The sequence below is a fragment of the Lacisediminihabitans sp. genome (genome assembly GCF_036404185.1).
Classification (GTDB): domain Bacteria; phylum Actinomycetota; class Actinomycetes; order Actinomycetales; family Microbacteriaceae; genus Lacisediminihabitans.
Genome location: NZ_DASWPB010000196.1, coordinates 1 through 22,775, shown reverse-complemented (window position 1 = coordinate 22,775; position 22,775 = coordinate 1). Strand labels below are relative to the sequence as shown.

The 22,775-nt window shown below is 69.5% G+C and carries 21 protein-coding genes; 7 read left to right on the top strand and 14 right to left on the bottom strand.

All coding sequences use genetic code 11. From position 1 onward, the window contains the following. Positions 1 to 334: 334 nt before the first annotated feature. A complete protein-coding gene (rpsT, locus tag VGC18_RS14035; RefSeq protein ID WP_331098464.1) occupies positions 335 to 595 on the top strand; it encodes a 30S ribosomal protein S20 in 261 nt (86 codons plus the stop codon). A gap of 83 nt (positions 596 to 678) precedes the next feature. Here the strand turns inward: rpsT and holA are convergent, their stop codons facing one another. The 5 genes from holA to VGC18_RS14010 all read right to left on the bottom strand — a co-directional run bounded on the left by holA (position 679) and on the right by VGC18_RS14010 (position 8,903). Continuing rightward, positions 679 to 1,695 (bottom strand): DNA polymerase III subunit delta, encoded by a 1,017-nt coding sequence (holA, locus tag VGC18_RS14030; RefSeq protein WP_331098462.1) that lies wholly within the window; start codon positions 1,693 to 1,695, stop codon positions 679 to 681. Between the two features lie 69 nt (positions 1,696 to 1,764). Next, positions 1,765 to 4,104: a ComEC/Rec2 family competence protein gene (locus tag VGC18_RS14025; RefSeq protein ID WP_331098460.1), complete on the bottom strand. Its 2,340-nt coding sequence runs from the start codon at positions 4,102 to 4,104 to the stop codon at positions 1,765 to 1,767. Then, positions 4,101 to 4,745: a ComEA family DNA-binding protein gene (locus tag VGC18_RS14020; protein ID WP_331098458.1), complete on the bottom strand. Its 645-nt coding sequence runs from the start codon at positions 4,743 to 4,745 to the stop codon at positions 4,101 to 4,103. The genes VGC18_RS14025 and VGC18_RS14020 overlap by 4 nt, the downstream gene beginning before the upstream one ends. Positions 4,746 to 4,838: 93 nt before the next feature. Next, positions 4,839 to 7,406 carry a leucine--tRNA ligase gene (gene leuS / locus VGC18_RS14015; protein WP_331098456.1) on the bottom strand — a complete coding sequence of 856 codons (2,568 nt, stop codon included), beginning with the start codon at positions 7,404 to 7,406 and terminating at the stop codon, positions 4,839 to 4,841. Between the two features lie 102 nt (positions 7,407 to 7,508). Continuing rightward, positions 7,509 to 8,903 (bottom strand): anthranilate synthase component I family protein, encoded by a 1,395-nt coding sequence (locus VGC18_RS14010; protein WP_331098454.1) that lies wholly within the window; start codon positions 8,901 to 8,903, stop codon positions 7,509 to 7,511. 11 nt (positions 8,904 to 8,914) lie between these two features. Between VGC18_RS14010 and VGC18_RS14005 the strand changes: the two genes are divergently transcribed. Next, complete coding sequence (locus VGC18_RS14005; RefSeq protein WP_331098452.1) at positions 8,915 to 9,712, top strand: aminotransferase class IV; 798 nt, start codon at positions 8,915 to 8,917, stop codon at positions 9,710 to 9,712. Between the two features lie 58 nt (positions 9,713 to 9,770). Here VGC18_RS14005 and VGC18_RS14000 read toward each other — a convergent pair whose 3' ends face one another. From VGC18_RS14000 to VGC18_RS13980, 5 genes are all read right to left on the bottom strand, one after another. Continuing rightward, complete coding sequence (locus VGC18_RS14000; RefSeq protein WP_331098450.1) at positions 9,771 to 10,697, bottom strand: ABC transporter substrate-binding protein; 927 nt, start codon at positions 10,695 to 10,697, stop codon at positions 9,771 to 9,773. Between the two features lie 2 nt (positions 10,698 to 10,699). Then, positions 10,700 to 11,446, bottom strand: coding sequence for an ABC transporter permease (locus tag VGC18_RS13995; protein WP_331098448.1), 747 nt, complete (start codon positions 11,444 to 11,446; stop codon positions 10,700 to 10,702). Continuing rightward, complete coding sequence (locus VGC18_RS13990; RefSeq protein ID WP_331098446.1) at positions 11,443 to 12,129, bottom strand: ABC transporter permease; 687 nt, start codon at positions 12,127 to 12,129, stop codon at positions 11,443 to 11,445. The genes VGC18_RS13995 and VGC18_RS13990 overlap by 4 nt, the downstream gene beginning before the upstream one ends. Next, entirely contained in the window at positions 12,129 to 13,031 is a 903-nt protein-coding gene (locus tag VGC18_RS13985) for an ABC transporter ATP-binding protein (protein ID WP_331098444.1), read from the bottom strand. Before VGC18_RS13985 ends, VGC18_RS13990 begins: the two co-directional genes overlap by 1 nt. A 181-nt stretch (positions 13,032 to 13,212) precedes the next feature. Then, a complete protein-coding gene (locus VGC18_RS13980) occupies positions 13,213 to 13,869 on the bottom strand; it encodes a TetR/AcrR family transcriptional regulator (protein WP_331098442.1) in 657 nt (218 codons plus the stop codon). Positions 13,870 to 14,065: 196 nt separating this feature from the next. On the opposite strand from VGC18_RS13980, the gene VGC18_RS13975 reads away from it, so the two are divergent. The 3 genes from VGC18_RS13975 to VGC18_RS13965 all read left to right on the top strand — a co-directional run bounded on the left by VGC18_RS13975 (position 14,066) and on the right by VGC18_RS13965 (position 18,086). Next, on the top strand, positions 14,066 to 15,109 hold the full coding sequence (locus VGC18_RS13975) for an App1 family protein (RefSeq protein WP_331098440.1): 1,044 nt from the start codon (positions 14,066 to 14,068) through the stop codon (positions 15,107 to 15,109). Between the two features lie 66 nt (positions 15,110 to 15,175). Then, the gene (locus tag VGC18_RS13970; protein WP_331098438.1) at positions 15,176 to 16,957 is read left to right on the top strand and encodes a glycoside hydrolase family 15 protein; all 1,782 of its coding nucleotides are present in this window, start codon (positions 15,176 to 15,178) and stop codon (positions 16,955 to 16,957) included. A gap of 133 nt (positions 16,958 to 17,090) precedes the next feature. After that, positions 17,091 to 18,086 carry an FUSC family protein gene (locus tag VGC18_RS13965; protein WP_331098435.1) on the top strand — a complete coding sequence of 332 codons (996 nt, stop codon included), beginning with the start codon at positions 17,091 to 17,093 and terminating at the stop codon, positions 18,084 to 18,086. Between the two features lie 5 nt (positions 18,087 to 18,091). Here the strand turns inward: VGC18_RS13965 and VGC18_RS13960 are convergent, their stop codons facing one another. Continuing rightward, positions 18,092 to 18,571 (bottom strand): hypothetical protein, encoded by a 480-nt coding sequence (locus VGC18_RS13960; protein ID WP_331098433.1) that lies wholly within the window; start codon positions 18,569 to 18,571, stop codon positions 18,092 to 18,094. 41 nt (positions 18,572 to 18,612) lie between these two features. Between VGC18_RS13960 and VGC18_RS13955 the strand changes: the two genes are divergently transcribed. Together VGC18_RS13955 and VGC18_RS13950 are read left to right on the top strand one after the other, a co-directional pair. Continuing rightward, positions 18,613 to 19,590 (top strand): NAD(P)H-quinone oxidoreductase, encoded by a 978-nt coding sequence (locus VGC18_RS13955; RefSeq protein WP_331098431.1) that lies wholly within the window; start codon positions 18,613 to 18,615, stop codon positions 19,588 to 19,590. Between the two features lie 105 nt (positions 19,591 to 19,695). Next, on the top strand, positions 19,696 to 20,526 hold the full coding sequence (locus tag VGC18_RS13950) for a UbiA family prenyltransferase (RefSeq protein WP_331098429.1): 831 nt from the start codon (positions 19,696 to 19,698) through the stop codon (positions 20,524 to 20,526). A gap of 28 nt (positions 20,527 to 20,554) precedes the next feature. Here the strand turns inward: VGC18_RS13950 and VGC18_RS13945 are convergent, their stop codons facing one another. The 3 genes from VGC18_RS13945 to VGC18_RS13935 form a co-directional block, all read right to left on the bottom strand. Continuing rightward, positions 20,555 to 21,940, bottom strand: a complete 1,386-nt coding sequence (locus VGC18_RS13945) for an MFS transporter (protein ID WP_331098427.1) — start codon at positions 21,938 to 21,940, stop codon at positions 20,555 to 20,557. A gap of 13 nt (positions 21,941 to 21,953) precedes the next feature. Next, the gene (locus VGC18_RS13940) at positions 21,954 to 22,622 is read right to left on the bottom strand and encodes an alpha/beta hydrolase (RefSeq protein ID WP_331098425.1); all 669 of its coding nucleotides are present in this window, start codon (positions 22,620 to 22,622) and stop codon (positions 21,954 to 21,956) included. A 13-nt stretch (positions 22,623 to 22,635) separates the two neighbouring features. Further along, a partial coding sequence (locus tag VGC18_RS13935; RefSeq protein WP_414672895.1) for a DUF3516 domain-containing protein occupies positions 22,636 to 22,775 on the bottom strand: 140 nt, incomplete at its 5' end.

Below are 22,775 nucleotides of genomic sequence, written 5' to 3'. Positions count from 1 at the left end.
ACGGACGTCCCCGACTGCCATCAGAACTCGGCATCAACGGCGCGATCCGCGCCCACTGTTCATCGGACAACAACACACGGCGAGACATCCCAAAATCATCCCAAACCAAACCCCACCAAATAAAGAGACACGCCCTAGGCCGTCCGGGCCGCGAATGGCACGCCGACGGCTCGCGTCGATTGCCCGATTGGCCGGGCAACTGGTAACGTTGTCTGTTGGCTTGCGTGTAGCACTCGAGTAACCGAATGTCTGCGCGATTCGCAGCCCGGATTCCTGTCCATGGACCCGGTTCGCGGCTGCCGTCCCCCCATCGATCTCAGAGAAAGTATCAAACGTGGCAAACATCAAGTCGCAGATCAAGCGAATTGGCACCAACAAGAAGGCCCAGGAGCGCAACAAGGCCGTCAAGAGCGAGGTCAAGACGGCGATCCGTTCGGCCCGCGAGGCCGTGACCGCCGGCGACAAGGACAAGGCGACCGCGGCGCTGCTGCTCGCCTCGAAGAAGCTCGACAAGGCCGCCAGCAAGGGTGTCATCCACAAGAACCAGGCGGCGAACCGCAAGTCGGCCATCGCCAAGCAGGTCTCTTCGCTCTAGAGCCTTCCCGTACGATCAGGACCCCGCCCCTCGAGGCGGGGTCCTCGTCGTTAACGGCGAGGGCCGGGCCGCGGAAACCGGCGCTACGGGGTCTTTCCGGCCGCGCTGATCAGGCCGACGAGCCGTTCGAGGGCGAACACCGGGTCGCGACCGGCCCCCTTGATGGCGGCATCCGTCTCCGCGAGCGCCTCGATGCAGCGCCCGAGGCCGGCATCGTCCCATCCCTGCAGGTCCCGCCTGGCACGGTCGACCTGCCAGGGCGCGAGCCCGAACTGCTGGGCGAGCTGACCGGAACCGCCCCGCGAGCCGGAGACCTTCGCCATCGTGCGCAGCTTGCTCGCGAACGCCGCGACGATGGGAACCGGGTCCGCGCCGGAGGCGATGGCGTGACGCAGCAGGATCAGCGACTCGCCGTACCGACCGGCGATCGCGACGTCCGCCACGCGGAAGGCGTTGGTCTCGACCCTGCCGGAGTAGTACTTCTCCACGGTCGCCTCGGTGATCTCCTCGCTCGCATCGGCGATGAGCTGCTGACAGGCCGCGGCGAGCTCCGCCAGATCGTCCGAGAAGGCGGCGACGAGGGCGCGGAGAGCACCGCCGGTGATCCGGCGCCCCTCCAGGGCGAACTCGGCGACCGCGAAGTCGAGCTTGTCGGAGTCCTTCTTCAGCTCGGCGCAGACGATCTCCACACCATCGCCGAGGCCGCCCCTGATCGCGTCCAGCAGCTTCTTGCCCCGCACCCCACCCGCGTGACGGAGCAGCAGGTAGGTGCCCTCGGCGGGGGACTCCAGATACGCCAGGGTCTCTGCGATGAACGCGTCCGTGCACTTCTCCACGCCGGTCGCGCGGATCAGTCGCGGCTCGCCGAAGAGCGAGGGACTGGCGAGGGTGATGAGCTCCCCCGGCCCGTAGGCATCGGCCTCGAGATCGCTGATCTCGAGGCTCGGGTCCTCCGCCTTCAGCAGGTCCCTCAACATCCGCATCGCGCGCTCGGCGAGAAAGCTCTCCGTCCCCGACACGAGCACCACCCGGGCCGGGCGAACCCTGTTCCAGCCGAGCTGCGGAATCGCAGCGGCCTTTGGCGCCACCTTGCCTGCCACGGAACTCCCTCTGCTCGCCACCCGATGCCTCACCAGCTTAATCGGCCCCACCGTCACCCGGTCCCACCGTCACCCGGTCCCACCGTCACCGTCCGCCGGCGGCCGCTCCCTCCACACCGAGACCGAGCCATCCGGCCTCGGGGAGATGAGCACCATCCCCTCCCGATCGGTCCTGGCGACCGTCGTTCCCGCCTCCCGGAGAATGGTCAGCAGCCGATCGGTCGGATGCCCGTAGTCGTTGTCCAGGCCGACGCTGATCAGGCCCACCGTCGCCGAGATCGTCCGGTACAGCCGCTCATCCTGGTCCGCCGAGCCGTGGTGGGCCACCTTCACCACGTCGACGTGGGTCAGCCGATTCGCCGCCATCATCATGGTCTGCGGTCGATCGCCGAGATCGCCGAGGAACAGCGCACTCAGGCAGCCCGCGGCGCAGGCTCCGGCACCGCCGAAACGGACGGTCACGCTCGCATCGTTGCCCGGTTCGACCCCGCCGAGCCTCGCCTTCGGCCAGAGCACCTCCCAGCGCAGCTCACCGAGCCCTCCGCTGAGGCCCCGGCTCACCCGTTCCACGAGCGCGCCGGAGTCGCCGAGCCGCCGGGCGAGAGACTCGTCGCCGGGGTCGGAGGGAGGGCCGACCATGGCCCGGTCGACCCTGCCGAACACGGCTGAGGTGCCGCCGACGTGATCGAGGTCGTAGTGGCTGAGGATCAGCAGATCGATCCGGTCGATCCCCAGCGTCCGCAGGCATCCGGCGAGCAGCTCGGGGTCCGGCCCGGTGTCGATGAGGGCCACCCGGCCGAGGCTGCGCACGAGCACCGCGTCCCCCTGCCCGATGTCGCAGGCGGCGATCTGCCAGTCGGCGGGACGGGACAGCACTCCGCCGAGCCGCTGGCCGCCGACGATCCCGAGTTGCACGACCAGCAGCAGGCAGAGCGCCGCCGCCGCGGGCAGCCTCGCCCGGGAGCGGCGAAAGGCGACAAGACCGGCCAGAGCGGTTCCAACCGCCAGGAGCAGCACGCCGAGGGTGCCGCCCGGCCAGGGGATGGCCCCGCCCGGCAGCCCTCCGAAGAGGCGCGCGACGGCCGCGATCCAGGCGGCGGGCAGCCAGGCGACGTGCGCCACGAGGCCGCCGAGAGCCGGAAACGGACCGACGAGCAGGCAGGCGACCAGGCCGAGCACCGTCGCGATCGGCGCGGCGGGCTCGGCAAGCACGTTCGCCACGACGCCAAAGGTGGGGATGGCGGGGTTGAGCAGGATCAGCACCGGCTGGCAGGCGACCTGAGCGGCGACGGGGATGGCCAGCGCGGTCGCGAGCCAGGACGGCAGCCATCGGCCGAAGAGGGAGGCGACGGGTCTCGACAGGACGAGCAGCCCGGCCGTCGCCAGGACGGAGAGCACAAAACCGTAGCTCCGCGCCAGCCAGGGATCGGCGGCGAGCAGCACCAGCACGGTCAGGGCGAGGACAGGCAGCCCCCTCGCCGGGCGGCCGCCGAACGTCGCCACCAGGACGAGCGTCGCCATGGCGGCGGCCCGGAGCACGCTGGGCTGCGGGGTCACCAGCACCACGAAACCGAGCAGCACGGCCAGCGAGACCGCCATCCGCCATCCCCTGGACAGCCCGAGCAGACCGCCGACCAGCAAAACGAGGGCGATGATCACGGCACAGTTCGCGCCGGAGACGGCGGTGAGATGACTGAGTGACGTGGCCTTCATCGCCTCGTCGAGACCCTCGTCGACCGCGGCGGTGTCGCCGATCGCGAGACCGGGCAGCAGCCCGCCGCCATCGCCCGGCAGGGTGGATGCCGCGTGACGGAAGCCGGATCGCAATCCGTCCGCCCAGCCGAGGTACCACGGCGGCGACCGGACCACGGCAGGCGATCCCCTGACGAACACGAGAAAACCCACGTCGTCCTCCGGCTCGGTCACGGAGAGCCTCCCGCCGAGGCGGATGCCCGTGCCGATGCCTGGGGAACCGTGCGGCACCGCACCGAAGGCGAGGGCCGGCACCCGCAGCCACAGCACCTCGGAACCGATCCGCGCCTCGGTGAGAGTGATCCGGTAGGAATCGGCGTCCGGCCCGAAAGGCTCGGCGATGGTCGCCGAGAGGGTCACGAAGCGACCTGACCCCGCGGCCTCGATCAGAGCATCCGGCCGCCGGTCCGGTTCCCTGGATGCCGCGATGGTCGTGAGCATCGCGACCGCGGCCAGGCACAGGCTGATGCCGATGAGCAGCGAACGACGTCGCACGAACAGGCCGGCGATCAGGCCAGCCCCGATGGTCGCCGCCCAGGAGGCGACCGCGACCGGGGCGAGCGCCGCCGGCACGGCGAGGAGCCCAGCGACGGCGGCCCAGCCGACCGCCGCGGGAACGGCCAGACGCAGATCGGGCCTCGCATCACGCCCGCTCATACCGTCACGAGGTCCTTGAGCTGATCGAAGGTCTTGTCCCCGATGCCGGTCACGCTCATCAGGTCCTCCACGGCGGTGAACCTGCCGTTGGCGGCGCGCCAATCGAGGATGCGTTTCGCCATCGCCGGGCCCACCCGCGGCAGGGTCTCCAGAGCGGCCTCGTCCGCGGTGTTGATGTTGACCTTGCCACCGGCCGCCGGTCCGCCCGCCGGCCCCGCGGCGGCAACGGGGGGCGCCTCGCCGACATTCGGCACGACGATCTGCTCGCCGTCGACGAGGGGCCTGGCGAGGTTGAGCTGGGCCTGGTCGGCCGTCCCGGTGAAGCCTCCGGCGGCCGCGACGGCGTCGACGGCACGATCGCCGTCCTCGAGCACGTACAGGCCGGGTCTGGTCACCGCCCCGAGGACGTGGACGTAGATCGTCTCGCCCCCTCCGGAGGAGGAGGAGGAGGAGGAGGAGGAGGAGGAGGACGGGACGCTGGCGACCGGGGTCGGCGCCGTGACCGTCTGGCCGGCTCCCCGCGAGCCCAGCGCGCTCACGAGCACGGCGACGGCCGCACCGAGCAGCACGAGCACAACGAGGGCACCGAGTCCGAGCCGCAGGCGCGGCCGACCGGTCGACAGCAATTCCGGCGGGGTCACGCCGACAGGCTAGGCGCCGGCGGCCGGCGTGCTCTCCCGTTCCGCGGCGATCGGGGACAGCCGGTCACGACCGCCCAGGGTGAGGAGCGGAGGCTAGCCCTTGGTCGCGATGTTCACGACGCGCGGAGCGCGCACGATGACGCCGGTCACGGCCCGCTCGCCGATCGCCCTGACGACGGACGCGGAGGCCATGGCGAGTCTCTCCAGCTCGGCCGGATCGATCTTGGGGTTCACCTCGATCCGGTCCCGCACCTTGCCGTCCACCTGGATGATCGCGGTCACCGAGCTCTCGACCAGCAGCGTCGGATCGGCCTTGCGCCAGCCGTAGAGCGCGATCGTCGCGGGATATCCCAGGACCTCCCACATCTCCTCCGCGGTGTACGGCGCGAAGAGCGACAGCCCGAGGGCGACCGTCTCCGTCGCCTCGCGCACCGCCGCATCCGCACCGCCCGGACCGGAGTCGATGGCCTTGCGGGTCGCGTTGACCAGCTCCATCAGCCGGGCGACGACGACGTTGAACTTGAACGCCTCGACCAGGCCGGGGGCCTCGGCGAGGAAGCGGTGGGTGATCCTGCGCAGACCGAGGTCACCGGTCCTCCAGTCGACCTCCGGAGCGCTCGTCACATCGTGGGCGAGGCGCCAGGCGCGGGCGAGGAACTTCGCGGCTCCCGCCGGCGAGACGTCCTCCCAGTTGATGTCGTCCTCCGGCGGACCGGCGAAGGCCATCGTCAGCCGGATCGCGTCGACGCCGTGGGCATCGATCTCGTCGCCGAGGTCGACCCCTCCCCTGCTCTTGGACATCTTCGAGCCGCCGGAGAGCACCATGCCCTGGTTGAGCAGCGCGCTGAACGGCTCGGTGAAGCTCACCAGACCGAGATCGAAGAGCACCTTCGTGATGAACCGCGCGTAGAGCAGATGCAGGATGGCATGCTCGACACCGCCGACGTATTGGTCGACCGGGGCCCACTTGTCGGCCTCCTTCGGGTCGAAGGCGCGGCCGTCGTCGTTCGGATCCATGAAGCGCAGGAAGTACCAGGAGCTGTCGACGAAGGTGTCCATGGTGTCGGGATCACGACGGGCGTGGCTGCCGTCCGGCAGGGTCACGTTGACCCAGTCCTCCGCCGCACCGAGCGGCGACTGGCCGCGCGGCTGGAGGTCGAGTCCGGCCGTCGGCGGCAGGAGCACCGGCAGCTGCTCCTCCGGAACCGGGATGAGCCGTCCGTCGTCGCCGTGCAGGATCGGGATGGGCGTTCCCCAGTACCGCTGACGGGAGATGAGCCAGTCCCGCAGTCGGTAGTTCTTGGCCGCCCGACCGCTGCCGTCCGCCTCGAGCTGGGCGACGATGCGTTTGATGGCCGCGGACTTGCTGAGGCCGTCGAGGGGCCCGGAGTTGATCATCCGGCCCTCACCGGCCAGCGCCTTTCCCGTGACCGCGGGATCGAGCGGGGGAAGGTCGTCCGGCAGCTCGCCGTCGACGATGATCGGGATCGCCCCGGTCACGGCGGCGTTGGTGTCGACGACGACCCGCACGGGCAGATGGAACTTCCGCGCGAAGTCGAGGTCGCGCTGATCGTGGGCGGGCACGGCCATGACGGCGCCGTGACCGTAGTCCGCGAGCACGTAGTCGGCCGCCCAGATGGGCATCCGCTCCCCCGTCACCGGGTTCACCGCATAGCGGTCGAGGAACACCCCCGTCTTCGCGCGGCTCGCGTCCTGACGCTCGATCTCGGAGGTCTTCTGCACCGCGGTCAGGTAGTCGGCGAAGGCCGCCCTGATCGCGGGGTCGTCGCTTCCCGCCACCAGCTCGGCGGCCAGGTCGGAGTCCGGGGCCACGACCATGAAGGTCGCGCCGTAGAGCGTGTCCGGGCGGGTGGTGAAGACGGTGACCTTCTCGGCGCGGCCCTCGATGGCGAAGTCGACGTCGGCGCCGATCGAACGACCGATCCAGTTGCGCTGCATGGCCAGCACCTTGGGCGGCCAGGACCCCTCGAGCTGATTGAGGTCGTCGAGCAGCCGGTCGGCGTAGTCGGTGATCTTGAAGTACCACTGGGTGAGCTTCTTCTTGACCACCACGGCGCCGGAGCGGTCGGAGGTGCCGTCCGGCAGCACCTGCTCGTTGGCCAGGACCGTCTGGTCCACCGGATCCCAGTTGACCCAGCTGTCCTTGCGGTAGGCGAGGCCCTTCTTGTACATCTGCAGGAACAGCCACTGGTTCCACTTGTAGTACTCGGGGTCGCTCGTGTGCAGCTCACGGTCCCAGTCGAAGGAGGCCGCATAGCGCTTCATCGAGTTCTTCTGCTGCTCGATGTTGGCGTAGGTCCACTCCCGCGGATCGATCCCGCGTTTGATCGCGGCGTTCTCCGCCGGCAGCCCGAAGGAATCCCAGCCGATCGGGTGCAGCACGTTGAAGCCCTGCTGGCGCCAGTAGCGCGCGACGATGTCGCCGAGGGCGAAGGCCTCGGCGTGCCCCATGTGCAGGTCCCCGGAGGGATAGGGGAACATGTCGAGGATGTACTTCCGGGGACGCTTGTCCGCCGGATCGCTCGTGCTGAACGACTTCAGCCCGTTCCAGCGGGCGAGCCATTTCTCCTGGATCCGTGCGACGTCATACTGCGGGCCGTCCTCGGTTCGATCTGACCCGGTGCGGTGGTCGTGTTCCAAGAAGTTCTCAATTCGTAAGGCGGGGTCGGCCGGACGAGATCACGGCCAATTTCCAAGGGTACCGAACCTGGCTCGGTCGCGTGCGCGGCCGGGGCCCGAAGGCTAGGCCGCCGTCGGGGAGACCGGTGTCGGGGCGACCCCGAGCGCGGCGAGCAGGGCCGCCGCCTTCAGGCGCACCTCCTCGAGCTCCTCCGCAGGAACGGACAGGGCCGTGATCCCGCCGCCGCTGCCGACGGTCGCACCGCCTTCGTCGAGCAGGATGCTCCGGATGACCATGGCCAGGTCGATCCGGCCGTCGAGACCGAAATACCCGAAGGCACCCGAATACACCCCGCGGGCCCGGCCCTCGAGCCCGTCGAGGATGGTGACGGCGGAGTGCTTAGGCGCGCCCGTCATCGATCCGGCGGGGAAGCAGGCCCCGACCGCGTCGAGGCCGCTCCTGCCGACGGCCAGGCGTCCACGGACCGTGCTCACCAGCTGGTGCACGTGGGCATAACTCTCCACAGTCAGCAGGCCGGCCACCTCGACGGAGCCGACCTCGCTCACCCTCGCGAGATCGTTGCGCATGAGGTCAACGATCATCAGGTTCTCCGCGCGTTCCTTCTCGCTCGAGAGCAGCTCGGCCGCGAGGTCCGCGTCCTCCTCCGCGCTGGCACCGCGACGACGCGTGCCCTTGATCGGCCGGGACTCCACGACCCCGTCCGGCGACACCGCGAGGAACTGCTCGGGGGATGCGCTCAGCAGAGCGCTGCCGTCCGCGAGGAACAGCGCGCCGTGATGGCTCGGACTGGATGCCCGCAGGCGCAGATAGGTCTCGAACGGGTCGGGCCGCACGTCCACGCTCACCTCCGTCGTGAGGCAGAGCTGGTAGGCGTCGCCCGCTCGGATCGCCGCCTGGCAGTCGCCGATCATCCGCAGGTAGTCGTCGTCGCTGTGGGCCCAGGCGACGGGCGCCTCGGCACGGGGAGCCGGCGACGGCGCGGAGGGACCGAGGCGACCGGCCAGCTCGATCGCCGCCGCCGTCGTCTCACGCCAGTCGGCGAGCTCCCCCGTCCAGGCCTCCCCCAGGGCGATGAGCCCGATCGAGTGCGTCGTGTGATCGAAGACGATGGCACGATCGAGGAACAGCATCGAGGCATCCGGATACCTGCCACCGGAACGCGGCGGTATTCCCATGGTCTGCGCCCTCAGCTCGTAGCCGAGCCAGCCGACCCAACCGAGCCGGAAACCGCCGCCCGGCTCGACGACGGCCCGGGCGAGCTCCGTGCGGAGGACGTCGAGCACCGTCCCGGGGACGGAGAGACCATCGACGGTGACCGGGCCGTCGGCCGTCGCGGTCATCCAGCGCGCGGCGGCGCCCAGGTAACTCATTCCGCTCTCGGCATGCATCCCGGAGTCCAGCCAGACGGCCCTGCTCTCGTTCGCGTAGAGCGCTCGGAAGACGAGCGCCGGGTCGACCCACCCCGGCACCGGCGCTTCGATCAGCCGTTGGCGCATACCCTAACTCTATGAGTGTGACGGAGACCTACGTCTGGTCGAACGGCGCCCTGGAGCCGCTCGAGGAGGACGGCGCAGCCCCGGACGACATCGCGGCCGCCGACTCCTGGTTCGTCACCGATGGCGCGGTTCTCGCCCTCGATCTGCACAGGGAGCGGTTCCTCGGCGCGGTTGAGGCGCTCGGCCTCGACGCGAGCGCCGACGACCTGGACGCCCGCGCCTTCTGGGACGGGGTGATCGAGGCCATCCCGCGTGGCGGCGACTGGTTCCCCCGCGTGGAGCTGCGGCTGCGGGAGGCAGGACCCCTGTTCGTCTTCCGGCTTCGCGGCGCACCGGAGCGGTCCCGGTCGGCGCGCCTGATGAGCCTTCGGGGTGACGACCCGCGCAGCGCGCCGGGCACCAAGGGGCCGGGCACCGCCGCCCTGCTCCGGGCCCGCTCGGCCGCGCAGTCGCGCGGGGCGGACGAGGCGGTCATCCTCTCCCCCGACGGCTACGTGGTGGAGGGCACATCCAGCGCCCTGCTCTGGTGGCGCGGCGAGATCCTCTGCGGACCGGCCCTCCACCTGGAACGGGTGGACAGCGTCACCGCCAGATCGGTTGTCGCCCTCGCGACGGCGCTGGGTCTCGACGTCTACTACGAGGCGGTCAGGCCGAGCGAGCTCGAGGGGGTGGAGCTGTGGGCGCTGAACGCGCTGCACGGCATCCGCATCGTCACGACCTGGCTCGACGGCCCGGCCATGGCGGAGAAGCCGGGGCGCCTGGGCATCTGGCGCGCCCGCCTGGACCGGTTGAGGAGACCGCTGCCGTGATCCCCCGTGATGCCGGGGACGGGCTCACCGTCCTCGGCATCACGGATCGGTGGGGACCCTACTTGACGAGCCCGACCTTCTTCAGCCAGTTCTTGGCGGCCACGTCCGGCTGGGTCTTGCTGTCACCGGAGACCTCCGCATTGAGCGACAGCAGATCCTTGGTCGTCAGCTTGGCGGACACCTTGTTGAGCACCGACTCGAGCTTGGCGCTGGTCTTCTTCTTGTAGACCACGGGAACCACCTGCTGCGAGGCGAACTCGTTCTTCGGGTCGGTCAGGGTGACCAGCTTGTTGGCCTCGATGGACGGGGTGGTGCTGTAGATGTCGGCCACCTGCACCGTGTTGTCCAGCAGCGCCTTCAGCGTCGCCGGGCCACCGCTGTCGTTGATCGCCTGGAAGGTGAAGTTGTCCAGCCCGTAGAGGCTCTTGAGCGCCGGGATGCCGTCGGGACGGGTCTCGAACTCCGGGTTGGCCGCGAGGACAAACGAGTCGATGTTCTTCAGATCCTCGATCGAGGTCAGGTTGTTGGCCTTCGCGTAGTCCGCCGTGACGTTCAGCGAGTCGGCGTCGGCCGCCTCGGCCGGGGTCAGCGCGACCACGGTCGATGGGAGCGCCTTGGCGAGGGCCGCATTGACGTCGTCCGGCGAGGTGGCGACCGCCGACTTGTCCAGGAACGAGAGGATGCTGCCCGAGTACTCGGGGATGACGTCGACCTGGCCCTTGGTGAGGGCCGGGAAGTAGACGGCCCTGGCGCCGATGTTGGGCTTGTAGCTGACGGTGAACCCGTTCGCCGCGAGCGCCTGGCCGTAGATGTCCGCGAGGATCGTGTTCTCGGAGAAGTTCGCCGATCCGACAACGATCTTCTGCTTCGCATCGGAGCTCGAGGATGCGCCGCTGAGCGAGTCGGACGATGAGCAGCCGGTCAGGGCGAGTGCCCCGGCGGTGATGAGCCCTGCGACAGCCCAGCCTCTTGTGGGTGTGAACATGGTTACTGACCTTCCTTGATGAGTGCCCGGGTTTGTGCAGGGGACGGAATCGCCCCTCTGCGTGCTGTACCCGTCGTTCCGCGGGACACACGCGGAACGGCGAATCTTTGGATGACCGCGAGAATGCCGTCGACGGCGAGGGCAAGCGCGATCACGAGGATCGCACCGGCGACCATCTGCGGGTAGTCGTTCTGGGAGAGGCCAAAGGTCAGATAGTGCCCGAGGCCGCCGCCGAACCCGAAATAGCCGGCGATCGTCACCGTGGCGATCAGCTGGAGCGCGGCGGAGCGGAAACCGCCGAGGATGAGGGCGAGACCGAGGGGGATCTCCACCGTGAACAGGATCTGGGACTCGGTCATCCCCATCGCCCGCGCCGCGTCGACGGTCTGCGGGTCCACCGATTCGATGCCCGCATAAACGCCGGCCAGCAGCGGGGGTATGCCGAGAATGACCAGGACGATCGCGATCGGAGCCAGTCCGAAGCCGAGAGCGAGCAGGAGCGCCGCATACAGTCCGAGGGTCGGAAGCGCTCGCGCGGCGTTGCTGACGACGATGGCGACACCACGCCCCCTGCCGGTGTGCCCGATCACCAGGCCGAGGGGCACCGCGATCAGAACGGTGACCAGAAGGCTGACCCCGGTGTAGTAGAGATGTTCGCCGATGCGCGCCCCGATCGGAACGGTGCCGCCCCCCGTGGACCAGTGCGCCGGATCGAAGATCCACTGCAGCCCCTGCAGAATGAGGTTCACGAGTGCATCACCGGCGGCCTGGATCGAATGGCTCTCTCGAGGAGGGGCGTGCTCTGACGGTTCCACGGCATCAGGACACGACCCGCGAACACGAGCGCGAGGTCGAACACCGCCGCGATGACGAGGGTGCCGACGATGCCGGTCCAGATCTCCGTGAAGAAGTCGCGCTGGAAGCCGTCGATGAAGAGGAACCCGAGGCTGGAGACGCCGATCACGGACCCGACACTGACCAGGCTGACCGTGCTCACCGAGACGACGCGGATGCCGGCGAGCAGCACGGGGCCGGCCAGCGGCAGGTCGACCACGAAGAACCGCTGCCAGCGCGAGAACCCGACAGCGGTCGCCGAATCCTGGACGGGCTCGGAAACGGCGGCGAACGCATCCGAGGCCGATCGCACCATGATCGCCACCCCGTAGATGGACAGGGCGATGATCACGTTCGTCGGATCGAGCAGCGAGGTGCCGATGAGCACGGGGATCACGACGAACAGCGCGAGCGACGGAATGGTGTAGAGGATGCCGCCGAGGCTCAGCAGGATGGAACGAGCGGTCCTATTCCGACTGGCGAGGTAACCGAGGGGTATGGACACGACGAAAGCGACGGCGATCGGAAGGACGCTGAGCCAGATTTGGCTGAGGGTCAGACTCCAGATCAGACCGAAGTTGGTCCATACCCAGCTCATCAGGCGTCGCCCGCCTGATCGGTCTTGTTCGAGACGCTTCGCGACTTGGGGCCGGAACCCAGGGCGTCGGCGGACAGCGCGTCGACGGACAGGACCCCCGCGGCGTAGCCGTTGCCGTCGACGAGCACGAGGTCGCCGCTCTCCGACCGCTGATCGGAGACGCTGAGGCGCCGCTTGCCCCTGTCGGCGCCGACGAAGTCCGCGACGAAGTCGCTCGCCGGGTTCGCGAGGATCTCGGCGGGCGTGCCCTGCTGAGCGATGATGCCGCCGCGCTGGAAGATGACCACGTGCTCGCCCAGCAGGAAGGCCTCGTCGATGTCGTGGGTGACGAAGACGACCGTCTTGTCGAGCTCGCGCTGCAGCCGGAGCAGTTCCGTCTGCAGCTCCGCGCGGACGAGCGGGTCGACGGCGCCGAACGGCTCGTCCATCAGCAGGATGTTGGGATCGACGGCGAGGGCGCGAGCGACCCCGACCCGCTGCTGCTGGCCGCCGGACAGTTGCGCGGGATAGCGGTACGCGAGCGAGTCGTCGAGGCCGACCGTGCGAAGCAGCTCGAGAGCGTCGGCCCTGCCCTTCTTCTTCGAGACGCCGGTCAGGTAGGGGACGGTCGCGACGTTGTCGACGATGCGGCGGTGCGGCAGCAGGCCGGACTGCTGCATGACGTAGCCGATCCGGCGCCGCAGCTTCACGGCGTCGCTGCCGGCGATGTCCTCGCCGTCGATGAGGACCTGTCCGGAGGTGGGTTCGACCATGCGGTTGATCATGCGCAGCAGCGTCGTCTTCCCGCAGCCGGACGACCCCACAAACACGACAAAACGGCGCGACGGGATGACCAGGCTGAAATCGTCGACGGCGACGGTCCCACCCGGGAACTGCTTGGTGACGCTGCGAAACTCGATCATGCAGGGCGGCTCATTCCTCGTGTCGCTCACGAATCGACGCTTGCCGGACGATTAGCTAAACACTATTCACGGCGTCCGACATTCCAGATTGCCGCAAATTACCTTCCGGCAAGTCTGCTCGTCGAGCGTGCGCGCCACAAGAACCGCCGAGAGCCCGGCGAAAGGGTCCCGTGAGCCCGGGTTACGAGTCAGTCGGCTCCCCGTAGGCCGTCACGAGGTAGTCGTGCGCGATCGTGCGCGCCTCCTGGATGAAGCGCTCCTCCCCGGGACCGCCGTTGGCGAACGCCCTGGCCAGCAGTGCGTCGGTCAGGTCCAGCACCACCTCGAGACGGAACGCGAGGTCGTCCTCCGGCAGATCGAACCGCTCAACGAGCACCGCGGCGATGGACTCGGCCACGATCGCGCCGCCCGAGTGAGCGGAGGCCGCCGGATGGACGTCCAGCACGTCGCCGAGACGCAACGAACGGTAGCCCGTCTCGCTGCGGAAGGCCTCGACGACGACGTCGACCGCGGCGGAGACCGCCTGCCACCAGTCGGCACGGCCTTCGTCCTTCACCGCGCCGTTGATGCGCTCGAGGATCGTCTGGAGGTACCGGGCGCTGAGGCTCTGGAGAACCACGATGCGATCGGGGAAATAGCGATATACGGTGCCGATGGATGCGCCGGCGCGCTCGGCGACCATCGCCGTCGTCAGACGTTCGTATCCGATTTCATCGATGATCGATGCGGCGGCATCCAGGAGTGCGGTGAGCCGGGCGGCGCTCCGAGCCTGCACCGGCTCGTTACGCAGCAGGGCAACACCGTCGGACGTGGCGTCGGCCAGATTCTGTGCGGTCAAATGCTTCTCCCTCTTCACGTCCTCGAATTGTATCGTGCCCCCGAGACGGGGGCGCGGCGATCTCCGGTGGATCTCTCATGTCATGGCGATTTGTCAGAAATGACCAGTCTGTGTACGGTTACCGACCGGTCTGTGACGGATCTTCGCGATTTTCGGCCGCCCCCATGCGCGGGTGCGAACGTGAAAGACTGGGGCCATGGCCAAGCCCCGCGCGGCGTCGAGCGAGACCCCAGAGCAGCAACCGATTGTGCACTTTGCGGCGCGCGTCGAGGACAGGCTGCACGAGTTCAGGGAGAAGCGCGCCAGGCGCCGCGGGTACCTGCCCATGGTCATCCCCTACACGAGCTACGGCGCCCCCGAATGGGCGAGGATCCTGTGCCGGATCCTGCTGAGCAAGCCGGAGGCCGACAACGACATCGCCCGCAAGAAGATCCGTGGATGGCGCAGCTTCACCAGCGTGACCGTGAACGACGTGCCCGTGACGATCAGCGTCGGCGGGCTCGATCGGGTCGTGATGGCCGACCGCGGAGGCGTGGTGGACACGGTCATCCCGATCCGCCTGGAGCCCGGCTGGCACACGGTCACGATCACGACGGAGCACGCGGAGGCGATCGAGGCGCCCCTGTTCGTCATGGATCCCGCAATGGATGTCGGCATCATCTCCGACGTCGACGACACCGTCATGGTCACCGCGCTGCCCAGGCCCCTGCTCGCCGCCTGGAACACCTTCGTCCTCGACGAGCACGCGCGCCGTCCGGTTCCCGGCATGGCCGTCCTGTACGAGCGCCTCAGCCGGGCGCATTCCGGGGCGCCCGTCTTCTACCTCTCCACCGGCGCGTGGAACGTCGCTCCGACGCTCAGCCGTTTCCTCTCCCGCAACCTCTATCCGGCCGGGCCGCTTCTGCTCACCGATTGGGGACCGACCCACGACAGGTGGTTCCGCAGCGGAAAGGCCCACAAGGTCGAGAGCCTCAGGCGCCTGGCGAGGGAGTTCCCGACGGTGCACTGGCTGCTGGTCGGGGATGACGGGCAGCACGACGAGGAGATCTACGGCGAATTCTCCACCAGCCACCCGGACAACGTCGCGGCGATCGCGATCCGGCAGCTGTCCAACAGCGAGGCCGTGCTTGCCGGCGGCCGCAGCAGGACGGAGGAACCGGCCGATCGGCGTATCCCCTGGGTGTACGCGCCCGACGGCGCGGGCCTCGCAGAGCGGTTCGTCGAGCTCGGCCTGCTCTGAGGCACGCCAAGGCGATTCGCCGCGCCCCTCCGGACGTCGGTCAGCAGGCTCTGCAAGACTGGGTGGATGGCTCTGCGCATCGAGGATTATGCCCTGATCGGCGACTGTCACACCGGTGCCCTCGTCGGCAACGACGGCAGCATCGACTGGCTCTGCCTGCCGCGATTCGACTCCGCCTCGACGTTCGGCGCGCTGCTCGGCGACGAGAATCACGGCCGTTGGCTGCTCGCCCCGCGCGACCCGGTGCTCGAGACCAGCCGTGCCTACATCGAGGACACCTTCGTGCTCGTGACCCGCTGGGTGACGGCGACCGGTGAGGTCGAGGTCACCGATCTCATGCCGCACGGCGACCGGCGGGCGGATGTGGTCCGTCGCGTCCACGGGATCAGCGGGTCGGTGACCATGGCGCAGGATCTGCGACTGCGGTTCGACTACGCGGAGGCGCTCCCCTGGATGCGCCAGGTGCTCGAGAACAACGCGCACGCGCTCATCGCGGTCGCCGGCCCGGACGCCGTCATCATCCGCGGTCCCAAGCTCACCGCATCCGACCACACCCATACCACCGACTTCACCATCGGCGCCGGAGAGACCGTCGACCTCACCCTCACCTGGTACCCGGCCCATCGACCGGCACCTGACCGGGTCGACGTCACCACCCGCATCCGGGAGACGCTGGAGTGGTGGCGGGACTGGGCGGCGCTCGGCACCCCGTCGCCGCTCTACCACGACGAGGTGCACCGCTCGCTGCTCGTGCTGCGCGCCCTCACCCACGAGGACACGGGAGGCATCGTCGCCGCGGCCACCACGAGCCTGCCGGAGTCGTTCGGCGGCAACCGCAACTGGGACTATCGCTACGTCTGGCTGCGGGACGCCTCGCTCACGCTGCACGTGCTGCTCGACCACGGATTCGACGACGAGGCCGACGGCTGGCGCAACTGGCTGCTGCGGGCGGTCGCGGGCGATCCCGCGGACATCCAGATCATGTACGGCCTGTCCGGCGAGCGCCGGTTGGCGGAGTGGGAGGTCGGCAGCCTGCCCGGCTACCACGGAGCGGCGCCGGTCAGGGCGGGCAACGACGCCTGGCGGCAGTACCAGGGTGACATCTTCGGCGAGGTCATGCTCGCCCTCCAGGCCGCCAGGCGGCGGGGCATCGAGGAGAGCGAGTTCTCCTGGGCGCTGCAGCGGGCGATCATGTCGTACGTCGAGGACAACTGGAGGCGGCCGGACAACGGCATCTGGGAGATCCGGGGCGCCCAGCGCCACTTCACCCACTCCAGGGCGATGATCTGGGCGGCGTTCGACTGCGCCATCGAGGCGGTCAGGGACTTCGGGCTCGACGGACCGGTGGATCGTTGGGAGAAGCTCCGCGACGAGGTGCGCGAGGAGATCGAGGCGAGGGGCTTCGACACCGTGCGCAACTCCTATACCCAGTACTACGGCAGCGTCGGGGTGGACGCCTCGCTGCTCCAGCTGTCGCAGATCGGCTACGTCGCGGCCGACGACCCGCGGATGCTCGGGACGGTGGCCGCCATCGAGGAGGAGCTCCTGCACGACGGGCTCCTCATGCGCTACCGCACGGAGTCGGGGGTCGACGGGCTGCCGGCTGGCGAGCATCCGTTCCTGGCCTGTTCCTTCTGGCTGGTCGAGCAGTACGCCAGGAGCGGGCGGGTGCAGGAGGCCACGGCGCTGATGGACCGGCTCGTCGGATTCGCCAACGACGTCGGGCTCCTCAGCGAGGAGTACGACGTCGGCGACCAGCGTCAGGCGGGGAACACTCCACAGGCGCTCACCCACCTCGCCCTGGTCAGGGCCGCCGACGCCCTCGTGGCGGCCTCCCCCCAGGGCTAGCCCCGCCCTCACCCCGCCCGCCACCGCGACGTCGGAAGGGGGCGTGCGGGCGGGGCCTTGTGCTGGCGTTACTGTTGGACCCGTGCGTGTCCTCCCCACTCTGCGAACATCCTCTCGCAGCCCCCTGATTCAGGTGATCAAGACCTGTGTCGCCGTCATCGTGGCCTGGCTCCTCTGCGGGGTCCTGCTCGGGCAGCCCCTGCCGGTCTTCGCGGCCATCGCCACCCTCCTCGTCGTCCAGCCGAGCGTCAATCAGACCCTGACCCGCGGCATCGAGCGCAGCCTCGGCGTGATCTTCGGCGTCCTGCTCGCCTACGGCGCCAGCCGGCTGTTCGGGCACTCGAGCTGGACGGTGCTCGGCATCATCGTCGTGGCCCTGCTCCTGGCCTGGGCGCTCAAGCTCACCGTGGGATCGGCCAACCAGATCCCGATCAGCGCGATGCTCGTGCTCGTGGTTGGCATCCAGACCCCGGGGTATGCCTTCAATCGGGTGGTCGAGACGATCATCGGCGCGATCGTCGGGCTCATCGTCAACGCCGTCATCGTTCCGCCCGTGCTCCTCACGCCGGCGCACACGGCCCTTCGTCGGCTGGCGGAGAGCGTGGCGGGAACCCTCAACATCCTCGCCGACGCGCTGCGCTCCACCGACCAGCCCGACCTCACCACGATCCTCGTGGATGCGCGCAAGATGCGCGCCATGCGCGACTCCGCCGAGGGCGCGCTGGTGAAGGCCGAGGAGAGCCTCATGCTCAATCCTCGCCGCAAGCGCTACGAGAGCCAGCTGGCACTCGACCGCGAGCTGTTCGCCGCGCTGAGCATCCTCGTGACCCGGGTCGTCGGCATGGCCAGATCGCTCCGCGACCGCTACGAGCCGGACCTCCGGGACGACCCCATCGTCCCGGCGATCGCCACGGAGCTCGATAGAGCGGCCCATGACCTCCTGCTCCGCGTCAGCGACCTGCGCCGGTCCGCGGAGGAGCCGGGAGTTCCCGGTCCCATCACCGCCGAGATGCCGGCCCTCACCGCACCGCTCGTCGTCCCGCGGCCCAACGCGGAGCACTGGATCCTCGTCGGCTCGCTCCTGGAGGACCTCCGCCGGGTGCGGGAGGAGATCATCGGCGGGGAATAACCGCCCTAGGCCTGCAGGTACAGCCAGGTGAGGCCGGCGAACTCCTCGCTCGTGATTCCGAGATCGTCCGCGCGGGCCGCGACCCGGGCACGGAGGGTCTCGGCGTCGCCGCCCTCCTTGAGGAGGATCTCCATCCCGGCGGGCATGCCCCCCGATCTCGGCAGCCGGACGGCGGCGATCGTGCCGTCCTCGTCGAGCCCGGTCACCGTCCAGCGTCGTGTGGACAGGAAACGCAGTCCCGCGCCGTGCCGGACGAATCCGTCGCCCCGCCACCGGTCCCTTCCGCGCAGGTGCTTCTCGACTCCCGAGGGGGTCGACCAGGTGACGACGGTGGAGAGCACGAGCGGTTCTTCCCTCGTGAGCTCGTAGCTCACGCCCGCATCTCGTCGCTCCGCACCGAGCAGCGGGGGGATGTTGGTGGCACCGAGGCGCCAGCTGCCCGGCAGAGCAGCGGCAAGCGCTGAAGCATCGGGTGCGGCGACCATGATCTCAACCTAGTCCTCGGGGCTGGGCATAGCCTTGAGCCATGCAGGCGATCACGATTCCCGTTCCCGGTGCGCCAAGGGCGCTCGTCCTCGTCGAGGTCGACGATCCGATCCCCGGGAGGGGCGAGGTGCTCATCCGCGTCGCCGCCGCCGGGGTCAATCGTGCCGACGTCGGTCAGCGGATGGGCACGTATCCGCCGCCGCCCGGATCGTCGCCGCTTCCCGGCATGGAGGTCTCCGGCACCATCGTCGAGCTCGGTGCCGGGGTTGCGGACTGGTCGATCGGCGACCGCGTCTGCGCCCTGCTGCCGAGCGGCGGGTATGCCGAGCTCGCCGTCTCCTCCGCGGGGCACCTGCTGCCCGTTCCGGACGACCTCGACCTGGTCGATGCGGCCGGCCTGCCGGAGGCCGTCGCGACGGTCTGGTCCAACGTGTTCCTGCTGGCCGGCCTCCGGGCCGGCGAGACGCTGCTCGTGCACGGCGGCTCCAGCGGCATCGGGACCACGGCCATCCAGCTCGCGCGCGCGATCGGCTGTGTTGTCGCCACGACGGCAGGGAGCGCCGAGAAGCTCGAGGCCTGCCGTGCGCTCGGTGCGGAGATCCTCATCAACTATCGTGACGAGGACTTCGTCGAGCGGATGCTCGAGGCCACCGACGGCCGCGGCGCCGACGTGATCCTCGACGCCATCGGCGGCGGCTATCTCGACCGCGACCTGCACGCGATCGCCAGGAACGGCAGGCTCGCCTTCATCGGCAATCAGAGCGGCGAGACGGGAGCGCTCGACGTCGGGCTGCTCATGGGCAAGTGGGCGACGATCCACGGCTCGACCCTCCGGGCGCGGCCGGCGGAGGAGAAGAGCGCCATCATCGCGAGCCTGCGCGAGAACGTCTGGCCGTACGTCGAGTCCGGCCTGGTCCGCACCATCGTCGACAGCCGGTTCCCGCTCGCCGAGGCCTGGCGGGCCCATGAGCGGCTCGAGTCCTCCGCCCACATCGGGAAACTGCTGCTGATCCCCTGACCCGCCGGTTCGCTGACCCGCCGGTTCGCCGACCCGCCGGTTCGCCGACCCGCCGGTTCGGCATCGGGGCGGTCACGGTCGGACCGGTCCATCTAGCATGGACGGATGCCCAACAAGGTGGTCCCGCTCGCCCTGTCCACGCATCCGGGACCCGCCATCGCGGTCACCCTGGTCGCGGTGGTGCTGGGGATCGGGCTCGGCGTCGATCCACCGCACCTCGTCCTCCTCGGACTCGCCTTCGCACTGAACCAGGCCTCCGTCGGCCTCTCCAACGACTGGATCGACGCCGAGCGCGACCGGGCGGTCGGACGCACGGACAAGCCGGTCGCCCTCGGGCGCATCGACGCCGCGACAGTACGCACCGCGGCCATCGTGACGGCCATCCTTGCCGTGCTGCTGACCCTTCCCCTCGGCCCGCTGGCGACCATCGCCCACGCCGTCTTCATCGCCTCCGCCTGGAGCTACAACCTCTGGCTGAAGAACACGCCCCTCTCCGCACTGCCCTACCTCGTGAGCTTCGGGCTGCTTCCCGTCGTCGTCGCCTTCGCCCGCCCGATCCCGGCTCTTGCCGCGCCCTGGGCGATCGGTCTCGGCGCGCTGCTCGGTCTCGCGGCGCACTTCGCCAACGTCCTGCCCGACCTGGAGGACGACCGGCGCACCGGGGTCAGCGGGCTGCCCCACCGGCTCGGCCGCCGCGCATCCGGGGCCGTGATCTGCGCGGCGCTGGTCGCCGCCGCGCTGCTCGCCTTCTTCGGGCCGACCGGGGCGAGGACCGCGCTGCAGTGGGCCGGGCTGATCCTGACCGTGCTGCTGGCCGCGGCCATCGCGGTCGTGCTGGGACGACCGCCCACCCGGCTGCTGTTCCAGCTCATCATCGCGGCCGCGATCGTCGACGTGGTCGTGCTGGTCTTCAGCGGGACGCGCCTGCTCGCCTAGAAAGCGGTTCGCCCAGAAGCCGGCCCGCCTAGAGACCGGCGGAGTGCCCGGGAGGGACGGCGGGCACCGTCTTCGCGGGATTCCGGATGCCGATGGCCGAGACCACGCCGCCGAGGATCAGCAGCAGCGCGGTGACGAGCAGTCCCCGATGGAAGCCGCTCACGTCGAGGCGCGATCCGATGATGAGACCGAGCATCGCCGTCGCCACCAGTCCGGCCACCCGGGACACCGCGTTGTTGATCGCCGAGCCGATGCCCGACTGGGCCTGGTCGATGGAGCCGAGGATGGCGCTGGTCAGCGGGGCGACCGTGATGGTGAGCCCGAAGCCGAACAGGATCACGCCGGGCAAGACCTGCGTCCAGTAGTCCGGATGCGCTCCCATGCCCAGCAGGTAGAGGTAGCCGACCCCGCCGAGAATGGGGCCAGCCGTCATGAACAGGCGCGGGCCGAAGCGGCCGGCGAGCGCACCGACCGTGGAGGAGAGCAGCAGGCTGATCACCGTCACCGGCAGCGTCGCGAGACCCGCGAAGGTGGCCGGGTAGCCGGCGACCTGCTGCAGGAACACCGCGAGCAGGAACCCGCCGAGCGACAGCGCGGCATAGATGAGCGCCGTGGCGACGTTGCCGACCGCGAAATTGCGCACCCGGAACAGGCCGAGCGGCATCATCGGTTGCTTCGCCACCCGCTCCCGCCAGAGGAAGACGGCGAAAGCGACGATCCCGAGGCCGAGCGACAGATAGATCACGGGGCTGCGCCAGCCGTAGTTGCCCTGCTCGATGAGGGCGAAGACCGGCAGGCCGAGCCCGAGAACGCCCAGTATCGCCCCGGGGTAGTCGATCGCGATGCCCGTCTCCCGCTCGTCGCGCTGCTTGAGACGGAACAGCAGCCAGAGGGTCACGGCGATGGGCAGCGCGTTGATCGCAAAGACCAGACGCCAGGAGAGGAAGTCCACGAAGAGCCCGCCGATGAGCGGGCCGGCGATGAACGCCGCGCTCGTCCAGGCCGTCCACTGGCCGATCGCCTTCGCCTGCGCCGGCCCGCGGAACGTGGACAGGATGATCGCGAGGGAGCTGGGGACGAGCAGGGCGCCGCCGATCCCCTGGATCGCCCTGGCCACGATGAGCACCCCCGCGTTCGGGGCGAGCGCGCAGAGGATGGACGCGAGCCCGAAGCCGATCAGGCCGACCCGGAGCACCACGATCCGGCCGTAGACGTCGGAGAGCGAACCGGCCACCAGGATGAGCGAGCCCAGGGTGATGAGGTAGGCATCCACCACCCACTGCTGGGTGCTCAGTCCGCCGCCGAGCTCTCTCACGATCGCCGGCAGCGCGACGTTGATGACGGAGCCGTCGAGGAACGCCACGAAGGAGGCGAGGATCGCGATCGTCAGGATGAGGCGCTGGCGTCTGTTCATCGGGCCCATTCTTCTACCTCGGGGCGATCGCGTTTTCGACCTCCGCCATGAGCCGAACCGAGCCGAGGGGCCGAAAATGCCCGACGAGGTCGAGCTCGACGTTCGTCGCCCCCTCGAGACGGCTTCCTTCGGGGATGAGCGGGTCGAGCCTGCTGTAGATCGAGGTGATCCGCGAGTTGGCCTCGAGGTTGGCGGCCAGGGCCGTGAGGATCGGATCCCGCGGCGAGAAGACCCGCAGCGCCCGGTTCGGCGCGAACCGCGCGAGCGAGGAGCCGCCGAAGGGGCTGTTCACCGCGATCAGTCGCGCGATGCGGCCGTCGCGGTCGTCCACCATCAAACGTTTTCCGATGATGCCGCCCTTGCTGTGGGCGACGAGGATCACCCCGCGCAGGTCGCGGTCCTCGAGATACCGCTCCGCGAGGGCAGCCGCGTCCGGGATCGTCCCCCGGTTGTAGCCGAGGCCGGTCAGGACGTGGATCGGATGCCCGAGGCGATGCAACCGGTCGGCGACGGGCAGCAGGAACTGCCAGGTCTCGTAGATGCCGGGCAGGAGGAGCACCGGGGGCCGGTCGCCGCCGAGATAGCGCTCCGGCGTCGTCGGACGCAGCAGGTGGCGAGCCTGTTCGAGGACCTGATATCCCCGGTCGGCGACGATCAGCCCCAGGTCCCTCAGCAGACCCATCGCGTCCGCCCCGTCAGACCATGCCGACGGCAGTGATCCGCACCACGGCGACACCGGCGGCGTTGGACTCGGCCAGGTCGACGGTCGCGCTGATCCCCCAGTCGTGGTCTCCCGCCGGGTCGTCGAAGATCTGGCGGACCGTCCACAGACCTG

Coding starts and splice junctions, on each gene's coding strand:
- VGC18_RS14025 (WP_331098460.1), bottom strand. CDS start 4,104: ATGAGCGGGCGTGATGCGAGGCCCGATCTGCGTCTGGCCGTTCCCGCG.
- VGC18_RS14010 (WP_331098454.1), bottom strand. CDS start 8,903: ATGCGCCAACGGCTGATCGAAGCGCCGGTGCCGGGGTGGGTCGACCCG.
- VGC18_RS14005 (WP_331098452.1), top strand. CDS start 8,915: ATGAGTGTGACGGAGACCTACGTCTGGTCGAACGGCGCCCTGGAGCCG.
- VGC18_RS14000 (WP_331098450.1), bottom strand. CDS start 10,697: ATGTTCACACCCACAAGAGGCTGGGCTGTCGCAGGGCTCATCACCGCC.
- VGC18_RS13990 (WP_331098446.1), bottom strand. CDS start 12,129: ATGAGCTGGGTATGGACCAACTTCGGTCTGATCTGGAGTCTGACCCTC.
- VGC18_RS13985 (WP_331098444.1), bottom strand. CDS start 13,031: ATGATCGAGTTTCGCAGCGTCACCAAGCAGTTCCCGGGTGGGACCGTC.
- VGC18_RS13975 (WP_331098440.1), top strand. CDS start 14,066: ATGGCCAAGCCCCGCGCGGCGTCGAGCGAGACCCCAGAGCAGCAACCG.
- VGC18_RS13970 (WP_331098438.1), top strand. CDS start 15,176: ATGGCTCTGCGCATCGAGGATTATGCCCTGATCGGCGACTGTCACACC.
- VGC18_RS13960 (WP_331098433.1), bottom strand. CDS start 18,571: ATGGTCGCCGCACCCGATGCTTCAGCGCTTGCCGCTGCTCTGCCGGGC.
- VGC18_RS13955 (WP_331098431.1), top strand. CDS start 18,613: ATGCAGGCGATCACGATTCCCGTTCCCGGTGCGCCAAGGGCGCTCGTC.
- VGC18_RS13950 (WP_331098429.1), top strand. CDS start 19,696: ATGCCCAACAAGGTGGTCCCGCTCGCCCTGTCCACGCATCCGGGACCC.
- VGC18_RS13945 (WP_331098427.1), bottom strand. CDS start 21,940: ATGAACAGACGCCAGCGCCTCATCCTGACGATCGCGATCCTCGCCTCC.
- VGC18_RS13940 (WP_331098425.1), bottom strand. CDS start 22,622: ATGGGTCTGCTGAGGGACCTGGGGCTGATCGTCGCCGACCGGGGATAT.